The sequence below is a fragment of the Xylanivirga thermophila genome, assembly GCF_004138105.1.
Classification (GTDB): domain Bacteria; phylum Bacillota; class Clostridia; order Caldicoprobacterales; family Xylanivirgaceae; genus Xylanivirga; species Xylanivirga thermophila.
Map to the genome: position 1 here is coordinate 63,970 of NZ_RXHQ01000006.1, position 23,526 is coordinate 87,495.

Annotated in this window: 26 protein-coding genes; 25 read left to right on the forward strand and 1 reads right to left on the reverse strand. The window is 38.2% G+C overall.

Annotated elements, in window-relative coordinates; translation table 11 throughout:
* Positions 1 to 73: 73 nt before the first annotated feature.
* The 17 genes from murA to EJN67_RS04995 all read left to right on the forward strand — a co-directional run bounded on the left by murA (position 74) and on the right by EJN67_RS04995 (position 15,879).
* A complete protein-coding gene (gene murA / locus EJN67_RS04915) occupies positions 74 to 1,330 on the forward strand; it encodes a UDP-N-acetylglucosamine 1-carboxyvinyltransferase (protein ID WP_129723153.1) in 1,257 nt (418 codons plus the stop codon).
* Between the two features lie 22 nt (positions 1,331 to 1,352).
* Positions 1,353 to 2,135 carry a cell division protein FtsQ/DivIB gene (locus EJN67_RS04920; RefSeq protein ID WP_129723155.1) on the forward strand — a complete coding sequence of 261 codons (783 nt, stop codon included), beginning with the start codon at positions 1,353 to 1,355 and terminating at the stop codon, positions 2,133 to 2,135.
* Complete coding sequence (locus EJN67_RS04925; protein WP_165000739.1) at positions 2,128 to 2,850, forward strand: DUF881 domain-containing protein; 723 nt, start codon at positions 2,128 to 2,130, stop codon at positions 2,848 to 2,850. The genes EJN67_RS04920 and EJN67_RS04925 overlap by 8 nt, the downstream gene beginning before the upstream one ends.
* Positions 2,851 to 2,864: 14 nt before the next feature.
* On the forward strand, positions 2,865 to 3,605 hold the full coding sequence (locus EJN67_RS04930; protein ID WP_129723159.1) for a DUF881 domain-containing protein: 741 nt from the start codon (positions 2,865 to 2,867) through the stop codon (positions 3,603 to 3,605).
* A gap of 2 nt (positions 3,606 to 3,607) precedes the next feature.
* Complete coding sequence (locus tag EJN67_RS04935; RefSeq protein ID WP_129723161.1) at positions 3,608 to 3,970, forward strand: small basic family protein; 363 nt, start codon at positions 3,608 to 3,610, stop codon at positions 3,968 to 3,970.
* 93 nt (positions 3,971 to 4,063) lie between these two features.
* Complete coding sequence (gene ftsA / locus EJN67_RS04940) at positions 4,064 to 5,275, forward strand: cell division protein FtsA (protein WP_129723163.1); 1,212 nt, start codon at positions 4,064 to 4,066, stop codon at positions 5,273 to 5,275.
* Between the two features lie 22 nt (positions 5,276 to 5,297).
* Positions 5,298 to 6,368 carry a cell division protein FtsZ gene (gene ftsZ, locus EJN67_RS04945; RefSeq protein WP_129723165.1) on the forward strand — a complete coding sequence of 357 codons (1,071 nt, stop codon included), beginning with the start codon at positions 5,298 to 5,300 and terminating at the stop codon, positions 6,366 to 6,368.
* A gap of 181 nt (positions 6,369 to 6,549) precedes the next feature.
* A complete protein-coding gene (gene spoIIGA / locus EJN67_RS04950) occupies positions 6,550 to 7,452 on the forward strand; it encodes a sigma-E processing peptidase SpoIIGA (protein ID WP_165000740.1) in 903 nt (300 codons plus the stop codon).
* A gap of 42 nt (positions 7,453 to 7,494) precedes the next feature.
* Complete coding sequence (gene sigE / locus EJN67_RS04955) at positions 7,495 to 8,199, forward strand: RNA polymerase sporulation sigma factor SigE (RefSeq protein WP_129723279.1); 705 nt, start codon at positions 7,495 to 7,497, stop codon at positions 8,197 to 8,199.
* Positions 8,200 to 8,293: 94 nt separating this feature from the next.
* Positions 8,294 to 9,067 carry an RNA polymerase sporulation sigma factor SigG gene (gene sigG / locus EJN67_RS04960; RefSeq protein WP_129723169.1) on the forward strand — a complete coding sequence of 258 codons (774 nt, stop codon included), beginning with the start codon at positions 8,294 to 8,296 and terminating at the stop codon, positions 9,065 to 9,067.
* Between the two features lie 114 nt (positions 9,068 to 9,181).
* Complete coding sequence (locus tag EJN67_RS04965) at positions 9,182 to 9,433, forward strand: YlmC/YmxH family sporulation protein (protein ID WP_129723281.1); 252 nt, start codon at positions 9,182 to 9,184, stop codon at positions 9,431 to 9,433.
* Between the two features lie 86 nt (positions 9,434 to 9,519).
* Positions 9,520 to 10,692 (forward strand): NAD(P)-dependent malic enzyme, encoded by a 1,173-nt coding sequence (locus EJN67_RS04970; protein WP_129723171.1) that lies wholly within the window; start codon positions 9,520 to 9,522, stop codon positions 10,690 to 10,692.
* Entirely contained in the window at positions 10,689 to 11,144 is a 456-nt protein-coding gene (gene nrdR / locus EJN67_RS04975; protein WP_129723173.1) for a transcriptional regulator NrdR, read from the forward strand. Before EJN67_RS04970 ends, nrdR begins: the two co-directional genes overlap by 4 nt.
* On the forward strand, positions 11,134 to 11,871 hold the full coding sequence (gene pgeF / locus EJN67_RS04980; protein ID WP_129723175.1) for a peptidoglycan editing factor PgeF: 738 nt from the start codon (positions 11,134 to 11,136) through the stop codon (positions 11,869 to 11,871). The genes nrdR and pgeF overlap by 11 nt, the downstream gene beginning before the upstream one ends.
* Positions 11,872 to 11,899: 28 nt before the next feature.
* On the forward strand, positions 11,900 to 12,601 hold the full coding sequence (locus EJN67_RS04985; RefSeq protein WP_129723177.1) for a response regulator transcription factor: 702 nt from the start codon (positions 11,900 to 11,902) through the stop codon (positions 12,599 to 12,601).
* A complete protein-coding gene (gene pnpS, locus EJN67_RS04990) occupies positions 12,601 to 14,352 on the forward strand; it encodes a two-component system histidine kinase PnpS (RefSeq protein WP_165000741.1) in 1,752 nt (583 codons plus the stop codon). Before EJN67_RS04985 ends, pnpS begins: the two co-directional genes overlap by 1 nt.
* A 252-nt stretch (positions 14,353 to 14,604) precedes the next feature.
* Positions 14,605 to 15,879: a uracil-xanthine permease family protein gene (locus tag EJN67_RS04995; protein ID WP_129723181.1), complete on the forward strand. Its 1,275-nt coding sequence runs from the start codon at positions 14,605 to 14,607 to the stop codon at positions 15,877 to 15,879.
* A gap of 67 nt (positions 15,880 to 15,946) precedes the next feature.
* Here EJN67_RS04995 and ytaF read toward each other — a convergent pair whose 3' ends face one another.
* Positions 15,947 to 16,570: a sporulation membrane protein YtaF gene (gene ytaF, locus EJN67_RS05000; RefSeq protein WP_129723183.1), complete on the reverse strand. Its 624-nt coding sequence runs from the start codon at positions 16,568 to 16,570 to the stop codon at positions 15,947 to 15,949.
* Between the two features lie 169 nt (positions 16,571 to 16,739).
* On the opposite strand from ytaF, the gene EJN67_RS05005 reads away from it, so the two are divergent.
* The 8 genes from EJN67_RS05005 to EJN67_RS05040 all read left to right on the forward strand — a co-directional run bounded on the left by EJN67_RS05005 (position 16,740) and on the right by EJN67_RS05040 (position 23,526).
* Positions 16,740 to 17,585 carry a phosphate ABC transporter substrate-binding protein gene (locus EJN67_RS05005; RefSeq protein ID WP_129723185.1) on the forward strand — a complete coding sequence of 282 codons (846 nt, stop codon included), beginning with the start codon at positions 16,740 to 16,742 and terminating at the stop codon, positions 17,583 to 17,585.
* A gap of 36 nt (positions 17,586 to 17,621) precedes the next feature.
* Positions 17,622 to 18,464 (forward strand): phosphate ABC transporter permease subunit PstC, encoded by an 843-nt coding sequence (pstC, locus tag EJN67_RS05010; RefSeq protein ID WP_129723282.1) that lies wholly within the window; start codon positions 17,622 to 17,624, stop codon positions 18,462 to 18,464.
* Complete coding sequence (pstA, locus tag EJN67_RS05015; protein ID WP_129723187.1) at positions 18,461 to 19,288, forward strand: phosphate ABC transporter permease PstA; 828 nt, start codon at positions 18,461 to 18,463, stop codon at positions 19,286 to 19,288. The genes pstC and pstA overlap by 4 nt, the downstream gene beginning before the upstream one ends.
* Positions 19,281 to 20,039, forward strand: coding sequence for a phosphate ABC transporter ATP-binding protein PstB (gene pstB, locus EJN67_RS05020; protein ID WP_129723189.1), 759 nt, complete (start codon positions 19,281 to 19,283; stop codon positions 20,037 to 20,039). The genes pstA and pstB overlap by 8 nt, the downstream gene beginning before the upstream one ends.
* Before the next feature lie 19 nt (positions 20,040 to 20,058).
* The gene (phoU, locus tag EJN67_RS05025) at positions 20,059 to 20,715 is read left to right on the forward strand and encodes a phosphate signaling complex protein PhoU (RefSeq protein WP_279387714.1); all 657 of its coding nucleotides are present in this window, start codon (positions 20,059 to 20,061) and stop codon (positions 20,713 to 20,715) included.
* A gap of 73 nt (positions 20,716 to 20,788) precedes the next feature.
* Positions 20,789 to 21,511 carry a DUF1614 domain-containing protein gene (locus EJN67_RS05030; protein ID WP_129723191.1) on the forward strand — a complete coding sequence of 241 codons (723 nt, stop codon included), beginning with the start codon at positions 20,789 to 20,791 and terminating at the stop codon, positions 21,509 to 21,511.
* Complete coding sequence (gene spoIIP / locus EJN67_RS05035) at positions 21,465 to 22,619, forward strand: stage II sporulation protein P (protein WP_129723193.1); 1,155 nt, start codon at positions 21,465 to 21,467, stop codon at positions 22,617 to 22,619. Before EJN67_RS05030 ends, spoIIP begins: the two co-directional genes overlap by 47 nt.
* 13 nt (positions 22,620 to 22,632) lie before the next feature.
* Positions 22,633 to 23,526: a YIEGIA family protein gene (locus EJN67_RS05040; RefSeq protein WP_129723195.1), complete on the forward strand. Its 894-nt coding sequence runs from the start codon at positions 22,633 to 22,635 to the stop codon at positions 23,524 to 23,526.

Here is a 23,526-nt window from a genome sequence, read left to right on the forward strand (position 1 = left end):
AATGTCACACCTGTTTTTAGATCTGCATAATATGATAATGTGATATGAAAAGTTTTAAAGAGAGGTGTAAGCCTTGGATAGATATATAATAAATGGAGGCAATAAATTAAATGGTATAGTCCGAGTGGATGGAGCCAAAAATGCAATACTGCCCATACTAGCGAGTGTAGCCCTTACCGATAAACAGGTGATACTTCATGATTGTCCACAGCTTTCAGACGTGAATGATATGCTATCTATACTTAAAAGTATGGGATGTAAAATAAAACGGGAAGGCCACACTATAATATTGGATCCTTCTGGTATCAATGAATGGAGAATACCCGATTACTATGTAAAAAAGATACGTTCTTCAATAGTAATATTAGGGGCTGTCCTAGGACGTATGGGGAAATCCGGTATTACATACCCAGGTGGTTGTGAAATTGGACAAAGGCCCATAGATCTCCATCTAAAAGGTCTTAGAAAATTGGGAGTAGAAATAGATGATTCCTATGGCTATCTTAATTGTACAGTAGATACATTAAGGGGAGCTGATATACATCTTGATTATCCGAGTGTAGGTGCTACTGAAAATATAATGTTGGCAGCTTCAAAGGCAAAGGGTACCACTGTAATAAGAAATGCTGCTAAAGAACCAGAGATAGTAGATCTCCAGGACTTCATAAATGCAATGGGCGGCAGGATAGGTGGTGCAGGAACTGATACAGTAGTCATAGAAGGCGTAAAGGCATTTAAACCGGTGGAATATAGGGTAATACCTGATAGAATAGCGACAGGTACCTTTATGGTAGCAGCTGCTATAACCGGTGGAGATGTATTCATTGATAATGTTATAGAATCCCATGTGCAATCTATTATATACAAGTTGAGGGAGACAGGGTGTGGGGTGCTTTTACAGGATAATGGGATAAGGGTAAAATCTATACCGGAGCTTAAGGCAATAGATCATACAAAGACACTTCCATATCCCGGATTTCCTTCCGATATGCAGGCCCCCCTTATGGCAATGCTTACAAGGTGTAATGGTACCAGTATAGTAACGGAAAATATATTCGAAAATAGATATAAACATGTTCCGGAGCTTAAAAAGATGGGCGCAAATATAAGGGTGGAAAGCAATACGGCAATAATACAGGGTGTAGACATGCTAATGGGTGCTCGGATGGAGGCTACTGATCTAAGGGGAGGTGCCGCATTGGTAATTGCAGCATTAGATGCACAGGGTGCTAGTGAGATAGGTAATATAAATCATATAGATAGAGGATATGAAGGGTTAGAATGTAAGCTGAAGGGGTTAGGTGCTAAGATAGAACGTATTAAAGGATAGGTTATTTTGTTGGGGTGATTTTATGAGAAGGAAGCGAAGAGGAAAGGGTATACTAATATTTCTGGTTCTACTCATGCTAGTGGCTGCGGTAGGCTTTTTAAGTACGGAATTTTTTCAAATAAGGAGTATAACTGCATATGGACAAAAGACTATATCAGCTGATGATATTAGTACCTTAAGTGGTATTCCAATAGGAGAAAATATCTTTAAATTAGATAAGAGCTTGGCAAAGGAACGGATAGAATCCAATCCATTCCTTAAGGTAATAGATATAAGGAGAAATTATCCCGATAAAGTGGTCATCGAAGTATCTGAACGTACTGCGTGTGCTGTTATTCCCTATTTGGGCAGTAATATAATAATAGACCCTGAAGGGATAATATTGGGTGTAGTAGATGCTTCCGATGGCCATGACTATCCTACAATAACTGATATATATATCAAAAGTTTTGTAGTGGGACAACCTATAAATTGTGGAGATGATTATCAGTTAAAGGCTCTTCAGCGCATTTTAGAGGAGATAGATAAGGAGCAGATAGGTGGAGAAATAGTGGAAATAAATATGAAAAACTCAGATGATATATATATGACCTCAAGAGCTGGATTGGTTATAAGGATAGGACAGGCAATCGATATACCTAAAAAGCTAAGATGGCTTAAATCTCAAGAATTTATACAGCTAAATAATAGTGATATTAAAGGTATGTTAGATGTAACCATTCCAAACAAGGCTATATATACACCTATTAAAGAAGAAAACAAAGAAAACAAAGACGATGGTAATAGAGGTGAGACCCATGAATAAAAAGATAGGTGGACAAATAGCAATACTGTTAGTTAGCATAATACTGGGTCTTATGTTAGCGTCCCAGTTTAAAAATGTCCAAAGGGTAGGGGGCAATGTTTCACTGCAGCGTACCCAGGAACTAACCAGTGAAATACAAAAATTAAAACAAGAAAATGATGCCATATCAAAACAGCTTAGGGAATATGAAAAGAGTATTTGGGAGTATGAAAACGCAGCACAGGATGATGGTAAGGTGTCTGAAACGCTCCATAAGGAGCTGGATCGCGCCAGAATGCTTGCAGGTTTTAATGATCTGCAGGGATCGGGAGTGATTGTAACCGTAAAGCCCTACACATACCAATCGGAATTTGGTGATACCCAAATAGTTTCCAATGTAAACTATGAAGACCTTTTGAAGTTGATAAATGAATTAAATGCTGCCGGGGCTGAGGCTATTTCTGTAAACAATGAACGTATAATATCAACTAGCGAGATCCGAAATGCAGGTGATTATATAGTGATAAATACCAATAGATATTCCATACCATTTGAAATAAAAGCAATAGGTAATCCTGAAACTCTGGAAGCTGCCTTAAAACTATTAGGCGGTGTGGCTGATGAATTATCGACAGTGCTTGATATAGAGATAAAAAGATCTGATAATATTAAAGTGTTGAAATATACCAGGCCAATGCAATTTGAATATGCAAAGCCTGTACAGGAAAATAAATAGGGGCATGATAAATCATGAATAAAAAGGATGCCAGAGTAATTTCAGTGATATGTGTCTTTCTAGGTTTATTACTATATATAACGTTTACAGACGGTGGGACGGGAGTAAATATGGAAGATACCACTGGTATAAAAAAATTAGAAGGTCTTATAAATGAACAAGAGGCGCTAAAGGCTCAGCATGATAAACTTTTGGATAAGCGTACTGAATATGAAAAAAAGATGGATGCTTTAGAGGAACAGGCCGCCCATCAAAGTAGCTTTGGACAGGATATAAAGGCTGAAATAATAAATGCCAGGATGGTAGCAGGCCTTATGGATGTACATGGTCCAGGTATTGAAATATTGCTAAATGATCGCAAGCGGGATGATGTAATACTCAGAAATCCAGATATGATTTCAAATTATATAGTTCATGATAGCGATTTATTAAATATAGTAAATGAATTGAGGGCGGCAGGAGCAGAAGCCATATCCATTAACGATACTAGGATAATTGAAACATCCAGGATAAGTTGTGGTGGACCGACTATAAATATTGGTAGTCAAAATAGATTTGCACCGCCCTTTATAATAAAAGCAATAGGTAATCCCGATGAACTGGCCTCCGTATTCCAGCGAGAAGATAGTATTTATAAGGTACTTATGGACTGGGGGCTGGAATTTCATATAAAAAAGGTTGAAGATATAAGGGTACCAGCCAATTATGGCAGTGTTTGGTATCAATATGCAAAGATAGTGGAAGAAGGTGATTAAAAATGTGGTTGACCATTATTGGAATAGTTATAGGTATAGTACTAGGTATGGTACTGCCAATAAGTGTTCCAATAGCTTACTCGTCATATATGTCTATTGCTGTGCTAGCTGCATTGGACTCAGTGTTTGGCGGTATAAGGGCAAGTCTTGAGGGCAATTTTGAGACAGATGTATTTATTTCAGGTTTCTTTGGAAATGCCTTTTTGGCAGCTGGATTGGCTTATCTAGGAGACAGGTTAGATGTACCTATATATTTGGCCGCAATATTTGCCTTTGGTACAAGATTATTTAACAACTTTGCCGTACTTAGACGCCATTTTCTAAGTTACCTTCGAGATAAATCGTTCCTAGATGATGAAAAATAGTGCTATAAAATGATTTTAATTTCATCAAATTTATGATAACATATGCTTATAATATGTTTTCGCTTAACGGCTTTTGAAAAGGGGTAGGGGACATTGAATGAATATGTTGCAGCTATAGATTTTGGTACTACTAAATTAGTTATAATAGTAGGATATATGAATAAAGAGGGCAGGCTAGAAGTGGTAGGAATGGGCAATATCCCATATGGAGATGCTGTGCATTATGACTGGGATAATATAAGCAGTATTACCCCCTTTTTATCCCAGGCAGTTAAGCATGTACAAGGTATGACTGGCCACTCAATATGCAAGGTGATATTAGGTATCCCAGGATATTACTGTGGACTGATGCTAAATAACGGGAGGATATCTATAGGTGAAGGTACCGTATCGGAGGAGCACAGGGCACTTGTTGTAAAACAAGCTGCAAGCTATCATCTGCCTGGGAATTGGCAGGTTTTTAGGACTGTTCCTCATTTCTTTCGAGTAGATGATGGTCCTGCCATAGAGAATCCTATACATGTTACAGGCAACAGTCTAAAAGTACAGGCATCCCTTGTATGTGTGAAGAGTACTTTTGCTGAACAGGCAGCGGCACTGCTTGGGCAGTATGATATTGAGGTTGATTATATAATGCCCACATTGCTATGTAGCGGTGATGCTATGCTTGCAGATCATGAAAAGAAAAATGGCAGTATATTTCTAGATATTGGAGGCAAATCCACTGATATTATAGTATATAAAGGTGGTGTGCCAATACATATGGATTGGTTGCCTGTTGGTGGTTGGAATATTACAAATGATTTATCCATAGGTCTGGATATTTCCATGGAGCAAGCTGAACGACTTAAAAGACAATGTGTATTGGGCATAGACCTGTCAAAAACTTTAAACGAGGGGGATATGATATTATCAGTTAGAACAGACGATGGCATAAAGGATATATCCATGCTGAATGTACAGCAGATAATGGAATGGAGAATACAGGAAATAATGGAACTTGTACAAAAGAGTATAAAAGAAAACAGCTCCATATCCCTAGATGATGGATATACCTGTGTCCTTACCGGTGGTGGTGTAGCCACTATAAGGGGGGCAAGGGATTTTACTTCAGGGTTGCTTGGTTGCCCAGTAAGAATTGGACAAGCAGGTATAGCAGGGGCATCTAATGCGGCAAGTCTGTCAAGTGTATATTGTTTACTTAAAGATTATGAGCAAAATTATGAAAATGTCGAATACCAGGATGATGAAAAAGAGCTCAGTTTTATGGGCAGAATAATAGAATGGTTTAAGAATTTCTTTTAACTAGTGAAGGGGAGGGTTTGTAGTGCTCGAATTTGAGGTGGACACAAATCAATTTGCGCAGATTAAGGTTGTAGGGGTAGGCGGAGGAGGCAACAATGCTGTTAATCGGATGATAGAGTTTGGACTTAAAGGTGTAGATTTTATTGCTGTAAATACAGACAAGCAGGCACTGTGCCTGTCAAAGGCTACTCAAAAGATACAAATAGGCGAAAAATTGACTAAAGGTTTAGGTGCAGGTGCCAATCCTGAAATAGGTCAAAAAGCGGCTGAGGAAAGCCATGATGAAATATACCAGGCTCTAAAAGGTGCAGATATGATATTTATAACTGCAGGTATGGGGGGAGGTACCGGTACAGGTGCAGCGCCCATAGTAGCCCAGGTAGCTGAGGAATTGGGAATTTTGACAGTAGGTGTAGTTACCAAGCCTTTCTTGTTTGAAGGGCGAAAACGGATGCAAAATGCAGAACAAGGAATTGAAATTTTAAAAGAAAAAGTCGATACTTTGATTACTATACCAAATGACAGACTACTTCAAGTGGTGGAGAGACGTACTTCAATGCTTGAAGCATTTAAAGTTGCTGATGATGTATTAAGACAGGGTGTTCAAGGTATCTCCGATCTTATTGCCGTACCTGGATTGGTTAATCTGGACTTTGCCGATGTAAGGACTATTATGAATGAAAAAGGATTGGCCCATATGGGAGTAGGCCGTTCAACCGGGGATAATCGTGCTACCGAAGCAGCTAAACAGGCAATACAAAGTCCCCTCCTTGAAACTACTATAGAAGGGGCTAGGGGTGTATTATTAAATATTACAGGTGGCGACAATCTGGGATTGTTTGAAGTCAATGAAGCAGCAGAACTGGTTGCCCAGGCTGCCCATCCTGATGCCAATATTATATTTGGTGCAGTGATAGATGAAAATCTAGATGATGAGATAGTTATAACTGTTATAGCCACTGGCTTTGATGACAAACCTTCTGCTCGGGTTGAAAAGAAAAAAGTAGAGCAAGTTATTGAAGCCGCAGTTACAAAGGATAACAGCGATGATTTAGATATCCCCACTTTTTTGAGGAGGGGCAGGTTAAAATAATCTGATATATTATTTAAATAAATATATTATATAAACCATATAAAAAAGGAAACGGTGATAAAACTGTGTTTTATTGTCGTTTCTTTTTTTTATATTAAGGCGCATTTCAACAAGTTTCTAGGAATAAGTATTATATAATAACATATAAAAACAGGTATAGGCAAAAGGGATGGGGAGTTATATGGTAACTGAATATAGGTATCTCGATATACTATGGCTAGATAATGTATTAATGAACTATATAATTCTATGGGTGACAGTCAAAGTATCAAAGATTAAATGTGTTTCCTGGAGGTTATGGGTATCAGCAGGCATAGGTGCATTATATGCGGTTTTTATATTTCTACCTCAGTTTCAAGCTATGCGGACCATTCCCCTAAAGATATGTTTATCATTAATAATGCTCCTTGCAGCCTTTGAATTTAATAATATAGGACAATTTATAAAGGTTCTAGCTTTTTTCTATTGCACCACCTTTATATTTGGTGGTGCAGCATTTGGAATATACTATTTTCTAGGTGAAGGGGTTCAGGTACAGGATGGTATATTCTATATAGAAAATTATCCTGTAAAAATTCTGGCCTTTGCATGTATTATAGTAATCACATTAGGGAGAAACTTGCGGGATTTTATGCGTAATCGTCTAAACCATCAGGAACTTTTATACACTATAGGTATATATTTCGATGGAGAAAAGGCTGAGGTTGAGGGTCTGTTGGATACGGGAAATGCACTATATGACCCAATTAGTCAAAATCCTGTAATAGTGGTGGAGTTTGCTGAGGTACGGCATATATTGCCCAGTGACATACAAGATATCTTTATAAAATCGAAGGAGAATGATTTGGAGTTTATTACAAAAACAGTAGCCAATTCATCTTGGATAGGGCGGTTTCGGATGATACCGTTTATGGCTCTAGGCAAGGAAAATGGCATGCTAATAGGTTTTAAACCTGATAAGGTAAGTATTTTGATGGACGGGGATTGGCAAGAGACAAGGGATATAATAATAGGAATATATGCCAGGCAATTGTCAAAGGACAGTGAATATCATGCCCTTATAAATCCGCAGCTTATTCAATAGTAAGGAGGTTATTATATGATTGGTTATAAAAAAATTTATATTATGTATAATAAGATGCTTATAAACATTATGCGCAAGATAAAGGGGCGAAACAAACCCCCCATATACTATATAAGCGGTAGTCAGGCCCTCCCGCCTCCACTTACAAACGAAGAGGAGCGGGAACTCATATCTCAACTTAGGGAAGGAAATAATGCAGTAAAAAGTACACTTATAGAGCGAAATCTAAGACTTGTTGTATATATTGCAAGGAAGTTTGAAAACACGGGTATAGGCGTGGAAGACCTTATATCCATAGGTACTATAGGACTTATAAAAGCGGTAAACACATTTGACCCAAATAAACGGATAAAGCTTGCAACCTATGCTTCACGGTGCATTGAAAATGAGATACTAATGTATTTGAGACGGAATGGCAAGAATAGAACTGAGATTTCATTTGACGAGCCCTTAAATATAGACTGGGACGGGAATGAATTATTATTATCCGATATATTGGGAACAGAAAGTGATCTGGTATATAAGTTTATCGAAGAACAGGTGGATAAGGAACTTTTAAAGATTGCCCTTGATAAGCTGCCAAATAGGGAGAGACGTATTATGGAGCTTAGATTTGGACTTTATGATGGTGAGGAAAAAACTCAAAAACAGGTGGCTGATATGCTTGGAATATCCCAATCCTACATATCAAGACTGGAAAAACGAATCATAAAAAGGTTAAAAAAGGAAATGAACCGTTTGGTTTGATATTGAATAAAAAACTCCGTCCAAGGTAATAATTTTTCTATGAGGGATATTTCTTAGTTAATAACAAAAATGTAAACGGATGGAGGATTTTGGCATGCAGAGCAATAAGGTTGAAATTTGTGGTGTAAACACATCTAAACTGCCTGTACTTACAAATGAGCAGATGAGGGAGCTATTTAAACGTATGCATGCCGGGGACAAAAGTGCCCGGGAGGAGTTTATTCAAGGTAATTTAAGGTTGGTACTTAGCGTTATTCAACGCTTTAATAATAGAGGGGAGCATATAGATGATCTTTTTCAGGTAGGTTGTATTGGACTTATAAAAGCTATTGATAATTTTGATCTTTCCCATAATGTAAAGTTTTCTACATATGCCGTACCTATGATAATTGGTGAGATTAGGCGTTATCTTCGGGATAACAATCCCATTCGGGTAAGTCGATCTCTAAGGGATATAGCATATAAGGCATTACAGGTAAGGGATCAAATGATAAGTAAGAATTCCAAGGAGCCTACCATATCAGAGATAGCCGAAGCCTTGGAGCTTCCTAGAGAAGAGGTGGTGTTCGCCCTCGATGCAATACAGGATCCGGTGTCATTATTTGAACCTATATATCATGACGGAGGAGATGCCATATATGTAATGGATCAGGTCAGTGATGAAAAGAATGTTGATGAGAACTGGCTTGAGGGTATTGCTTTAAGCGAAGCGATGGATAAGCTTAATGAACGGGAAAATCTCATACTCACCCTTAGATTCTTTGAAGGACGTACACAGATGGAGGTGGCTCAGGAGATTGGAATATCTCAGGCCCAGGTTTCCCGTTTGGAGAAATCAGCCCTTATCCATATGCGGAAATATATATAATGCGGCAAAAGGCCCGGGTGGAAAATCCCGGGTTTTTATATTTTTTACTCATTTTTTCATGTGGACTTGAATATATACTTACTATAGTTTAGCCTTTGAGGGGTGTTAAGCATGATAAATAAATCATCAGATTTCAGGCAAAAGGAAGTTATAAACATAAAGGATGGGAAGAAGCTTGGGTATATAGTGGATATGGAATTTGATTTGTATCAAGGGAGGGTTACTGCCATAGTGGTACCTGGCCCGTCAAAATTCTTAGGCTTTTTTAAAGGTGAGGGCGACATTGTAATACCATGGGAAAGGATAAAAAAGATAGGTGATGATGTAATATTGGTAGATGTAGACAATCTCCCGCCTGCCCATTAACTATTTGCCTTGTCAAATATGTGGACTAGCTACCACAAAACGTTTATAATAAGAGTATATAGATTTTAATGTAAGGAGCGGTGAAAATGGATGTAAAAGAGAGGGCTTTAAAACTGCATCAAGAGGCCAGGGGCAAGATTGAGGTAGTGAGTACGGTAAAGGTAGAATCTCTGGAAGATTTAGCCCTTGCCTATACTCCAGGTGTTGCTGAGCCATGCAAGGAAATCAGTTGCGATATGGACAAGGTATATAAATACACAAGAAAATGGAATTTAGTAGCTGTAGTTACAGATGGTAGTGCAGTTCTAGGTTTAGGTAATATAGGGCCAGAGGCCGGATTGCCTGTTATGGAAGGCAAGTCCGTATTATTTAAGACCTTTGGAGGAGTAGATGCCTTTCCCATATGTCTTGCTAGTCAAGACGTGGATGATATAGTGGAAACTGTTAAAATGATATCGCCTACTTTTGGTGGTATAAACCTTGAGGATATAGGGGCACCAAGATGTTTTGAAGTGGAGAGACGTCTAAAGGAAGAACTTGATATACCGGTATTTCATGACGATCAGCATGGTACTGCCATAGTTGTAGTAGCAGCCATGCTAAATGCATTAAAGATAGTAGGAAAGGATATACATGATATCTCTGTGGTGGTAAATGGAGCAGGTTCAGCTGGCATTGCTTGTACCAGACTGCTTATGAGTATGGGGCTGGAAGATGTGGTACTTTGCGATATAGACGGTGCTTTATACAAGGGCAAGGAAGGACTAAACTGGGCACAATCTGAAATGGCTGCTCTCACCAATAAAAAAATGAAAAAAGGTAGTTTATCCGATGTAATAAAGGGTGCCGATGTATTTATAGGGGTGTCAGGCCCCAATGTACTAACTCAAAATATGGTGCGAAGTATGAATAGGGATGCTATAATATTTGCAATGGCAAATCCAGTGCCTGAGATATACCCTGATGAGGCAAAAGCAGGAGGTGCCCGGGTGATTGGTACGGGACGATCCGATTTCCCAAATCAGATAAATAATGTTTTAGTCTTCCCAGGTATGTTTAGGGGTGCCTTAGATGTAAGGGCAAAAGAGATAAATGATGAAATGAAGATTGCAGCTGCCAAAGCCATCGCCGGTATAGTAAAGGATGATGAATTAAATGAGGAGTATATACTTCCAAATGCCATAGACAAGAGGATAAGTCAAAAGGTAGCAGAGGCTGTAGCAAAGGCTGCTAGGGATTCAGGAGTGGCAAGATTATGAAATGCCCTTTTTGTGGATATTTAGAGAGCAAGGTGGTAGACTCCCGACCAACGGACGAGGGATCTACTATTAGGCGAAGGCGGGAGTGTATAAACTGCAGTAAGAGGTTTACCACATATGAAAAGATAGAGCACCTTCCCCTCTTCATCATAAAGAAGGACGGGAGGCGTGAGGTATTTGACAGCAACAAGATAATGGCTGGGCTTTTAAAGGCATGTGAAAAGAGGCCTGTGGCAATAAAGGATCTTGAAGGTCTGGTAGGCGATGTGGAAAAGACACTATATAATTCTTTAGAGCAGGAGATAACGAGTGAGACTATAGGGCAGATGGTTATGGAGCGGCTAAAGGAACTTGATGAAGTGGCATATGTGAGATTTGCCTCTGTATATCGTCAATTTAAGGATATAAATACATTCATGAAGGAGCTTGAAAAACTTTTAAATGAAGAATGAGTTTAGATTAAAGAAAACTGAAAATATGTGGGGTATGTATATACCATCATTTGATAATACGGGAATTGTAAGGACTGGGTTTAGTACAAGGGTAGGGTCTGTTGACAAAGGGGATTCAAGCTCTACCCTTACTTTCTGTAATGGCATGGGAATATATCCAGAAGACATAGGATTTTGTGCCCAGATACATGGTAATAGGGTAGTAAAATGGGATAGCGAAGATACTAGATTTGCCGATGGCATTATGACCAATAAACCTAAGGTGGCATTGACTACATTTTATGCAGACTGCGTTCCACTGTTTTTTCTAGACAGGAGGAATAATGCTATAGCATTGAGTCATTCGGGATGGAAGGGAACAGTAGGAAATATAGCTAAAAATACACTATGTGCCATGAAAGGAGCATATGGGACACGACCTGAAGACTGCATGGTAGCTATAGGTCCATCCATAGGCAGATGTTGTTTTGAGGTAGACTATCCAGTAGCTGAGGCCTTTCATAATGCTTTTTCATTTGCTGCAGAGGTGATAGATAAAAAGGACAATGGTAAGTATCATATAGACCTTAAGCTATCTAATTTGCTGGCACTTAAGGAGGCGGGAGTACCAGAAGATAATATATATACTGCAAAATATTGTACAAAATGTAATCAGGATATATTCTTTTCCTATAGGGGAGAGAATGGTACTAAAAGTCGGATGGCAGCTGTTATTATGCTGCTGTGATATTTTGGAGATTAAGGGGCTCTGTAGGATGAATAAAAAACAGACAATTTTGGTAGTAGATGATGAGGAGCATATATTAGAGCTCTTACGATTTAATTTTGAAACTGAAGGTTTTAATGTGTTAACTGCGACTACGGGGGAAGAGGGTATTAGATTATGCAGTAAAAATCCCCCTGACATCATAATATTGGATATAATGCTGCCTGGTATGGATGGGTTAGAGGTATGTCGTATCTTGAAAGCAAGGGATGATACGAGATTTATACCTATTATTATGCTTACTGCAAAGGGAACGGAACTTGATAAAGTTATTGGACTGGAACTGGGGGCAGATGATTATGTCACTAAACCCTTTGGTATACGCGAACTTATAGCTAGGGTAAGGGCTCATCTAAGGCGTATGGATCTTCTTGATCATCCAAATAATACTATTATCGAAGTAGGTCCTATTGTGATGGATATATCTAGCTATGAAGTGTTCAAAAATGGTAAAAAGTTGGAGCTGACGCTGAAAGAATTTCAACTCTTAAGGATGTTGATAGAAAATATGGGCAGGGTATTAACTAGAGATACACTTTTAGATAATATCTGGGGCTATGGATATTATGGCGATACCCGTACTGTAGATGTGCATATAAGATATCTTAGAAAAAAACTGGGTGAGGATCTTGACTGTATAGAAACAATAAGGGGAGTTGGATATAAATTCAGTCTAAAAGGTGAAACATGATGCGTAAAAATATATTTATTACATATATAGTGCTTATAATTATATGCATATCCATAGTAGGTTTTTCCTCTCTAAGGATTACAAGGGATAATTATTTGGATACTATAGAGGACAGGCTTTTGGACAATGCCACAATAATAAGGGATTATATAGCGAGTAACTTAAACATGGATAAGCTTGATGTATTAACTAAAGAATTTGGTAAAAAGCTCAATGTTCGTGTAACAATAGTGGATAATAATGGTTTAGTACTTGCAGATTCTGATGCCGATATAAAAAAACTTGAAAATCACAGTGGACGCCCAGAGATAAGGGCGGCACTCCAAGGAAAACAAGGCAGGGAGATAAGATATAGCAGTACATTTGATACTGAGATGATGTATGTAGCCATCCCAATGGATGGCAAAGGCGCCATACGGGTGTCCATGGAGATAGAACATATAAAGACTAGCATAGTAAATGAAAGTAGAGGAATTTTACTAGCTCTTTTAATAGCTTCTGTAATAGCCATTGTGCAAGCCAATATTTTTTCTATACGGGTAACTAAACCTATAACCGATATTACCTATTTTGCCCAAGATATGGCCAGGGGTAATTTTGAACGGAGAATAAATATACACACTGGCAATGAGATAGAGACTTTGGCTTCAGCATTTAACATTATGGCTGATGAGCTTGATAAGAGAATGGGTGAGCTTAATGATAAGAATATAAAGATGGATGCAGTGCTATCTAGCATGATAAATGGCATAATAGCGCTAGATCAGGATAGGAAGATAATGCTTATAAACCCAACTGCGTATGCCATGTTTCAACTGGATTATGATATTGAGGGAAAAAATATATGTGAAGTAGTTAAAAATGAGGATATTAATAATCTTATCAATGGTTGCATATATCATGGTATAGAAGGTACGATAGAGGTTTTGTCGGGTAATTCAAAAAATAGCATATACAGGGTGACGGCCACCAATATAAATCATAATAGCATGCATGTAGGGGTTGTATTGCTTATCCAAGATATAACTGATATTAAACAGCTTGAGCAGATGCGTACTGAATTTATAGCAAATGTATCCCATGAGCTGAAGACGCCTGTAACCTCCATAAAGGGTTTTGTAGAGACGTTACAGCATATAGATATAGAGGATAGGAATACGAGAGAAAAATTTTTACATATTATAGATATGGAGGCCGATAGGCTCACAAGGCTCATAAACGATATTTTAAGCTTATCAGAATTGGAATGCAAGGACAGGGTAGTAATTGTTACAACTTTAGATATAGTAAATCTTATTGAACAAGTGGTAACTATCATGCAAAATCAGGCAGAGCAAAAAAGGATACAGCTCAAATTTAAATACTCCAATCCTGTTATATGGATGGAGGGTAATGGGGATGATCTAAGGCAGATGATGATAAACCTTATAGATAATGCCATAAAATATACTAGGGAAGGCGGGAGAGTGGACGTAGAAGTAGAGAGTTTATATGATCAGGTAGGTATATATGTAAAGGATAATGGTATAGGTATCTCCGAAGATCAGATGTCTAGGATATTTGAAAGGTTTTATAGGGTAGACAAAGGTCGATCTAGAAAGATGGGCGGCACTGGTTTGGGTCTTGCTATAGTAAAGCATATAGTAAAATCCATGGAAGGTAATATAGAGGTGGATAGTAAAGTAGGAGAAGGGACGAGTTTTTATATACATATTCCTAGATACCATAAAATACCATCTAAGGTTGATTAAAAAATTTGGCGAATGGGTATTGTAAAATGAAAAATACCATGATATAATGATGAAAAGTTAATAAAGGTAAACTTGATCTTTAAGGCAGTCCCGAGAGACTGGCAAGATTGTGATAATAGCTTTATCTTTTATCTAAGGGTGAAATTATGACTTCTTGCTGGTCGCAAGAAGTTTTTTTATGGGTTTTTATTGCAATCTAAGATGTTACCTTTTAAATCAGTACAGTGAGACTGAAAAAGAGGAGGTTTTTTTATGGTGGAAAATGTATGTACAGCTAGTGCAGCTAAAGCAAGTACTGGCACAAAGGTGAAAAACGGTTCAAAAAAGGTGATATTAGCCCTTCAGCACCTAATTGCCATGTTCGGAGCAACGGTACTTGTGCCAATGCTTACAGGACTTGATCCTTCAGTTGCTCTATTCTCAGCAGGTGTAGGTACCCTCATATTTCATCTATGTACAGAGGGTAAGGTACCAGTATTTTTAGGTTCATCCTTTGCATTTATTCCAGTTATCCTAACTGTAAAGGAATTATATAATGGTGATTTAGCATATGCCCAAGGAGGCATGATAATAGCAGGTCTTATATATGTAATAGTATCCCTATTCATTAAAAAGATAGGTGTGGAAAGGATACAAAAATATCTCCCGCCTCAAGTGGTAGGTCCCATGATAGTGGTTATAGGCTTAAACCTTATACCTAGTGCCATAGATATGGCTTCAAATAACTTCCTAATAGCAGGTATAACCCTTCTTGTTGCACTATCTATAAATATGTTTGTAAAGGGTTTTATAAAGCAACTTTCCATATTGATAGCAGTGGTTGTAGGATATATAATCTCATACTTTGCAGGCGCTGTAGATACAAGTGCTGTATCTCAGGCGGCATTCTTTTCAATACCAAATTTTCGCTTGCCAAAGTTTGATATTGGTGCCATTGCAATAATAGCTCCCGTAGTACTGGCGGTATTTATGGAACATATAGGAGATATAACTACAAACGGGCAGGTAGTGGGCAAAAATTTCATAGAAGATCCTGGTCTTAATAGAACTTTATTAGGTGATGGGTTGGCTACTATATTTGCAGGCATTGTTGGAGGTCCAGCAAATACTACCTATGGGGAAAATACCGGTGTACTTGCTATAACCAAGAATTATGATCCATCCATATTAAGGTTAGCTGCAGTTTTTGCAGTAGCTTTAGGGTTTATATCAAAAATAGGGGCGTTTTTAACTACAATACCCAAAGAGGTAATGGGTGGAATAAGCTTGATGTTATTTAGTATGATATCCCTTGTAGGTGTGCAGACCATAAAGAATAACAAGGTAAAGTTTAATGCTAGGAATGTAATAGTAATGGTTTCAATATTAGCATTGGGATTGGGAAGTAGCATAGTTGAAAAAAAATTCGGCATAACAATAGGCATACCAATAAATGAAGATATAAAAATTACAGGTTTGAGTTTTGCAGCATTAGTAGGAGTTATATTGAATGCAATATTAAATAGAAAAGGAACTGCTGAAAACTAGAATATAATAGATTCCCCCGATTAGTTGTTTTAAAGCAATTAGTCGGGGGATTTTTATATTTTGGTTACTATAGAAGTTTTAAAATGGCTAGAATTATCAATAGGACACCAGATAGCCATGACAGATCTATTCTAGATTTTTCTACAAATGTTCTGCCTAGCAATAATCCACTCCAAACAGCGATCATACCGAATACTAATGATAATATTAAAATTTGGATATAATTGATATCTACTAGACTACTTCCAAATCCCACAGCTAGCGAGTCCAAAGAAAGGGCTACTGCAAGATAAAAGGCTTCCTTTGAACTTAGATATTTTGAATTATCCACATCGGCCCTTGTTTCATCCACATATATGTTAATTATAAATTGCAGATCGAATACTCTGAATTTTACCATTTTCGATGGCCTCGATTTTTTCCTCAAATTACTCTTAACTATGCTTTCAAATAGATAATATATACCTAAGAATAGGAGTATAAAAAAACTTATTATAATGGTAATGTTTTCTGGTATAAAATGCTTTATTACAGATCCTAAAAAAAGGGATAAGCCTAGAAAAGCCGAGCATACCACATTTATAATGACGATTGATTTTATAGGCACTTTTATTTTACTTGTTCCATATGCAATACTAGCAACAAATGCATCGATGGATAGTACTGCGACCAGTAGCAGAGTCTCTAACATGACATCACTCCTTTAAGGCAATTTTACTATTAACATAGTATTCAAATGGGCATGTTTAGTTACCCCACATATGTATTTAACGTGCATTTAACATAGGCTTTATTTGTACTTAACACTGAACTTATATATTAGACTTGCAAATAAAATTAATTTTATGGAGGTATGAAATATGAAAAAATATGTGACCTTTTTGTTTGTTGTAATTTTAGTTACCGTCTCTATCAGTGGTTGTTCATCGGGTAAGGAGATAGGGGAATATTCATTTGGTGGCTCCACTACCTTAGAGCCCATTATTACATCTGCAATAGAGGTATTTGAACAAAAGCATGTTGGTGTAAAGCTTAGCTATGATGCACAGGGTTCTAGTGCAGGTATAAAAGGGGTAACAGATGGCATATATACCCTTGCTGGAGCATCAAGGGAGCTTAATGATGATGAAAAAGCCGAAGGCCTTGTAGAAAAAGCCATAGCATTAGATGGTATAGCTGTGATAGTAAATGGGGAGACGGGTATTGAAGACCTTACACTCTCTCAGGTAGCAGAGATTTTTTCTGGAGAGATAAGAAATTGGAAGGATATAGGCGGAAGTGATGTTCCCATAGTAGTAATAAACAGGGATGAAGCCTCAGGCACCAGATCTTCATTTAAGGAGTTGGTGTTAGATAAGGTATTTGGCAAGGATAAAGATACTCAGTTTATCGCTGAAGGTGTAGTAACAGATTCAAATGGTGATATGGTGGTTAAGGTAGGTACTACTCCAGGGGCTATAGGATACTGTGGATTAGGATATATAAACGAAGCAGTTACCAAGGGTGCCATAGCTATAAAAATTGATGGTGTGGAACCAACTGATGAGAATGTCCTTAATAATAGATTTCCTATAGCTCGCAAATTAAATGTAGTATCCAAGGGAGAGCTGCAAGGCGGGAGCGTTGAAAAACAATTTGTAGACTTTCTCCTTTCTGAGGAGGGCCAGGGTATAATATCTGAAAATGGCTTCATAGGGCTTAGATAAGGAGTGAAGAATTTGAGAAAAGGCTATCAGAAATATATGGAAGTTGTACTTTTTATATGTGCTTTTTTATCGGTAGCCATGGTAGTGATGATCATAGTATTTATATTTGGTGCAGGTCTTCCATTGTTTAAAAAAGTAGGATTAAGGGATTTTTTGTTTAGCACTAATTGGCTCCCAAGTTCCCGGACTAATCCAAGTTATGGCATACTCTCATTTATAATTGGTAGTTTGTATGTTACCTTTGGGGCTTTAATACTGGCTATTCCCCTGGGGCTTTTAACTGCCATATTTTTATCAGAGCTGGCTACCCCTAAGATGAATCGAATATTATGTAGTGCTGTGCAGCTTTTAGCAGGCATACCATCGGTCATATATGGTTTTTTTGGAGTAATGGTCATATCACCACAGATGAGGAAATGGTTTGGAGGTACCGGCTATGGGGTGTTATCCGCATCTATTGTATTGGCCATAATGATACTACCTACTATCATAAGCTTATCAGAGGTAGCTATTAGTTCGGTACCCAAAGGGTATAGGGAGGCTTCTTTGGCACTAGGTGCTTCAAAATGGCAAACCATAATGAAGGTGTTATTACCATCTGCCCGATCGGGTATATTTGCTGCCGTTGGTCTTGCAATGGGCAGGGCTGTAGGAGAAACAACAGCGGTACTTATGGTGGGAGGCAATGCACCTATAATGCCTGAGGGACTTACTTCGATGGTACGGACCTTGACCATGAACATTGCAACCGATATGGGATATGCATCGGGGATCCATAGGACTGCCCTTTTTGCTACAGGTGTTATTTTATTCTTATTTATAATGATACTCAACATATTTGTACAGCTCATGCAGAGGAAGGTGAATAAAAAGGAATGAAGGGAAAATATATTGTGTTAATAGCCTCACTCATTACTATTGGGATACTTATATCCATAATAGGGTATGTAGCAGTAAATGGCGTAAATTTTATACTAAATGATGAAGAAGGCATATTGGGATTCTTATTTAAAGCGCCTAAAAATGCAGGGCGTAGTGGCGGCATATCTACTATAATGGCAAATACATTGTTTATGGTTTTTCTTACCCTTTTCTTTTCAGTACCTATTGGAATAGGAGCTGCTATATATCTGACAGAATATGCGGGAGTAGGCAGGATAGTCTCAATAATTAAATTTAGCATAGATATTTTAGCGGGGATACCGTCTATAATATTTGGCTTATTTGGATTTATATTTTTTACTACCTATTTAAGACTGGGTATAGGGCTTTTGTCAGGGAGCCTTACCCTCACCATTATGATATTGCCTACAATAATAAGGACATCCATGGAGGCAATAAGTGCAGTGCCTGTATCATATAGGGAAGGTAGTATAGCACTTGGTGCTACCAAATGGGATACCATAAAGCGGGTAGTGGTGCCTAGCGCTTCATCTGGTATTCTAGCGGGGATCATATTAGCAGTAGGGCGCATTATAGGGGAAACGGCAGCATTATTATTTACTACGGGTACAGATTATAGGTTAGCAGATAGTTTATCATCCTCTTCTAGGGTATTGTCCATACATCTCTATTTGCTAGCTAAGGAGGGCATATCATTTGACAGGGCATTTGCAACTGCAAATGTGCTTATTATATTCATACTTGTTATAAATTTTGTTACAAATATGCTGATTAGAAATGGGGGAATACGACATGAATGATAGAGTAAAATTAGACATAAAGGATCTTACATTTTTCTATGGGAAATTTAAAGCGCTGGATGATATAAACATGGAGATAGTGGAGAATAATGTAACTGCATTTATAGGACCATCTGGATGTGGCAAGTCTACTTTTTTAAAAACCATAAATCGCATGAATGATCTGATACCAGATGCAAGGGTAGAGGGGCATATCTTATATAATGGCATTGATATATATAGGGATTATGATGTAATAAGCCTTAGGAAAGAAATCGGAATGGTATTTCAATCGCCAAATACATTTCCCATGTCCATATATAACAATGTGGCATATGGGCCTAAGGTACACGGAATAAAGGATAAGAAAAAATTAGATGGGATAGTAGAGTACAGCCTTAAAAAAGCTGCTCTATGGGATGAAGTAAGTGATAGACTTAATAAAAATGCCTTATCATTATCTGGCGGACAGCAGCAGAGGCTATGTATAGCTAGGGTATTAGCAATAGAGCCAGATGTAATTCTCATGGACGAACCTACGTCTGCACTAGATCCCATATCGACTGCCAGAATAGAAGATTTAATAGGTGAACTAAAGCAAAACTATACTATAGTAATAGTTACCCATAATATGCAACAGGCAGCCCGTATCTCTGATTTTACTGCGTTTTTTCTAAACGGCATGGTGGTGGAGATGGGTCCTACAAATGATATATTCTATAATCCAAGGGACAAGAGGACTGAAGACTATATAACCGGCAGGTTTGGATAATTGATAAGGGGTGATTTTTTTGAGTGCACGATATGAATACTCGAAGCAGCTAGAAAATCTCCAAAAATATGTACTTGATATGGGTCATATGATGGAGAAATTAACGAGGAACTCCATAGTTGCCTTGGTAAACCAGGACGTGGAACTGGCTAAAAGGGTAATAGATGGAGATGATGAGATTGACGATTTTGCGTTTGAGATAGAGGACAGATGTGTAAGATTGATTGCTACGGAACAGCCGGTGGCAAAGGACTTAAGAATAATTCTAACTTCACTTAAGGTAGTTACTGATATAGAGCGCATGGCAGATCATGGAGTCGATATAGGCAAGATAGCCATAAGACTGGCAAATGAATGTTATATGAAACCGGTAATAGATATACCCAGGATGGGAGATAATGCAATTGAGATGGTAAATGATTCATTGGATGCATATGTAAACAGAGATATTGAGCTTGCCCATAAAGTTTGTGCTAGGGATGATATGATTGATGAAATGTATGAAAAACTACTCAAAGAACTCAATGGATATGCAAGAATTGATGAAGAAAATATATATCAAGCAGGTAATTTTTTATTAGTGGCAAAATATTTAGAACGTATTGCAGATCACGCTACTAATATATGCGAATGGATAGTATATATAGTAACCGGTGAAAAAAAAGAATTAAAATGAGTATAAAAAGGCATACATCCCCTTAATGGTGGGAATGATAAAATAACAAAAACTTTTAATAAGAGGTGATGATATGCCTTTTGGTTTGACAGTGCTGGTAATTGTTAGCATACTGGTCTTATTTGGCGTAGGGCATAGAGTACTTGACAGGATGAGGTTGAGCGACAAGACAGCATTATTGTTTTTAGCTGCAATATTTATAGGCACCTTGTTGCCTGATATCCCCATAACAAAGAGATTTTCTATAAATATAGGAGGTGCAATAGTACCTATTATATTGGTTGTATATCTATATGTAAAGGCAGGAACCCGGGAGGAAAAGATGCGTTCCATATGGGCATCTATCATATCAGGTGCTGCTGTATATGTGATGGGTAAAATACTGCCTAGTGAACCTGAAACCATGGTATTTGATCCAAACTATATATATGGTATATTAGCAGGTATTATAGGTTATCTATTTGGCAGGTCTAGACGGGCGTCGTTTATTGCCGGTGTTATGGGTGTTATATTAGCTGATATAGCACAGGGCATAGAGAATGCAGTTTTAAATATACCTACACCTGTAAGGCTAGGTGCAGGAGGAGCAATGGATGCGGTAGTCATATCAGGACTTTTAGCCGTAATACTTGCAGAATTTATAGGAGAAATACGGGAGAAGATGCAAGGTGGTACTAAGAAAAAGGATATGACGTTCAATCATGGGGAGTTTATGCATCAGGAATTTTCAGAAGAACTAAATCAGGAGGATGAAGAAAACAAGAAGGCAGGTGAGCAACATGAAAAGGAAGAATAAACATATGATTTTTACTGGTGTTGTACTCATGATATTCATGCTGCTAAATGTTGTATTTGCTAGTCTATATACTGTTGCAATGGCTGATGATTGGTATGATGAGGAAGCCGGATACTATACCATACTAGATGATGCAGGCAAGGAGCTTACCATGATGGCCCGGCAGATATTTAAGGATGATGAGTATATAAGTGGTGATAACAAGCATTACGTTATAAACAAAGTTGATAAAAAGGGCAAAAAGGCGACTGCAAAATATTTAGGTGATGTGAAGCTCCCAGAGCTTGAACTACAGGTGGACAGCGCCATTTATACTGCCGCTCAACAGGGAGATAAGGGTAATATACTCCTTTACTGTACGCACAGTGATGAATCTTATGTTCCTAGCGATGGTACCCCTAGTAAAAAAGGTAGTGGAGGTATTTTCGATGTGGCAGAGAGCTTTAAATCTTCATTAGATAATCATGGCATAAATGCCGTATTGGATAAAACACCCCATGATCCCCATGATGCAGGGGCATACCGCCGCTCTCGCCAAACCGCAGTACAGCTCATAAAAAAGCATATGCCAGTAACCGCTGTTTTTGATATACATCGGGATGCCGTACCGGTAGAAGGCTATAAGTTTAGTATAAATGGTGAAAACGTTACCAAGGTAAGGATCGTGCTAGGCGGGAGAAATCAAAACAAGCAGGCAAATCAGGAACTGGCATATAAGATAAAGGCGGTGGCAGATAAGGCATATCCAGGCTTTATAAAGGATATATATATAGGCCGGGGTGCATATAATCAGGAATTATCTCCCCGTTCATTGCTCTTTGAAGTGGGGACATATGAAAATGATAAGGAAGCTGCTAAACGCTCTACAAAATATCTTGCCGATGTGGTGGCAAAGAGCATGTATGGTGGTACTGTAACCAGCAATCCCGGTACGCCTCAGGAGAGGAGATATACCGCAAAGCCCATAGGTCAGCAGAAAAAACAGGGTGGTGGCCGTGGCGTTATGTGGGTGATAATATTTGTGATAGTAGGTGCTGTTGTTTACCTATTTCTAAGTTCAAGCGGTCGTGAATTGCGTGAAGGGTTCTCCGGCAGGAAACGAAAGTAGGTGGTGGAAATTTATGCCTAATACAGGCCATATAATATTAGTAGGAACTATTATGGGTACTATAGCACGGTTCTATCTATTGAGGATAGATTATCGTCAGTACCCAAGCTATCCTCAAGGGTATACTATACACCTTACCCTTGGTGCTATTGCTGCCGGATTAGGTGCTGTGGTCATACCTGCTATTTTGGATAGGGAGTATACTGCCATTACATTCCTTGCCATAGCAATACAGCAGTTTAGGGATATAAGGGAGATAGAACGAGAAAGTCTGGAGCGTATAGAGGATGATGAGCTGGTAAAGCGTGGGCATGCTTATATAGAGGATATATCAAAGAAGTTTGAATCCCGCAATTATGTAGCCATGATAACGGCAATATCTACTACGGCTATAATATATATAACGGGACGTACCAGCTTTGGTGTAGTAGCCGGTATAGTTACATTGCTTGTGATGCGTTCCTTTATAAAGAACGAGCTTATAGGAGATATAGCAGAGGTAAGACCTGGACATATCCATTTCAAAGGGCCCCTCCTTATGGTTGATGATGTGGTTATTACAAACGTGGGTTTAAAAAAGTCCCGGGAACGATTACTTGAACGTGGAATGGCAGCTACCCTCATACCTAAGGATGACAATGCCAGGGTTACCCTATCAAATATTGGACAGAGGCAGGCCATACTCCATGATGTAGTATCCATATTAGGGGTTTGCCGTGAAAATGATGAGCCGGAGTTTATGCCTATGGCAAAACGAAATTCAGAAAATGGTTATATCTGTATGATAGCTATTACCATGGAACCAGATTTGGAGTGTATGCTAGAGGTAATAAAACGGGTACCAGTGGTGGAAGTATCAAGGAAACAGCCATTGGATTCATATTTTGGAAGAAAGGCGGCAGATTGA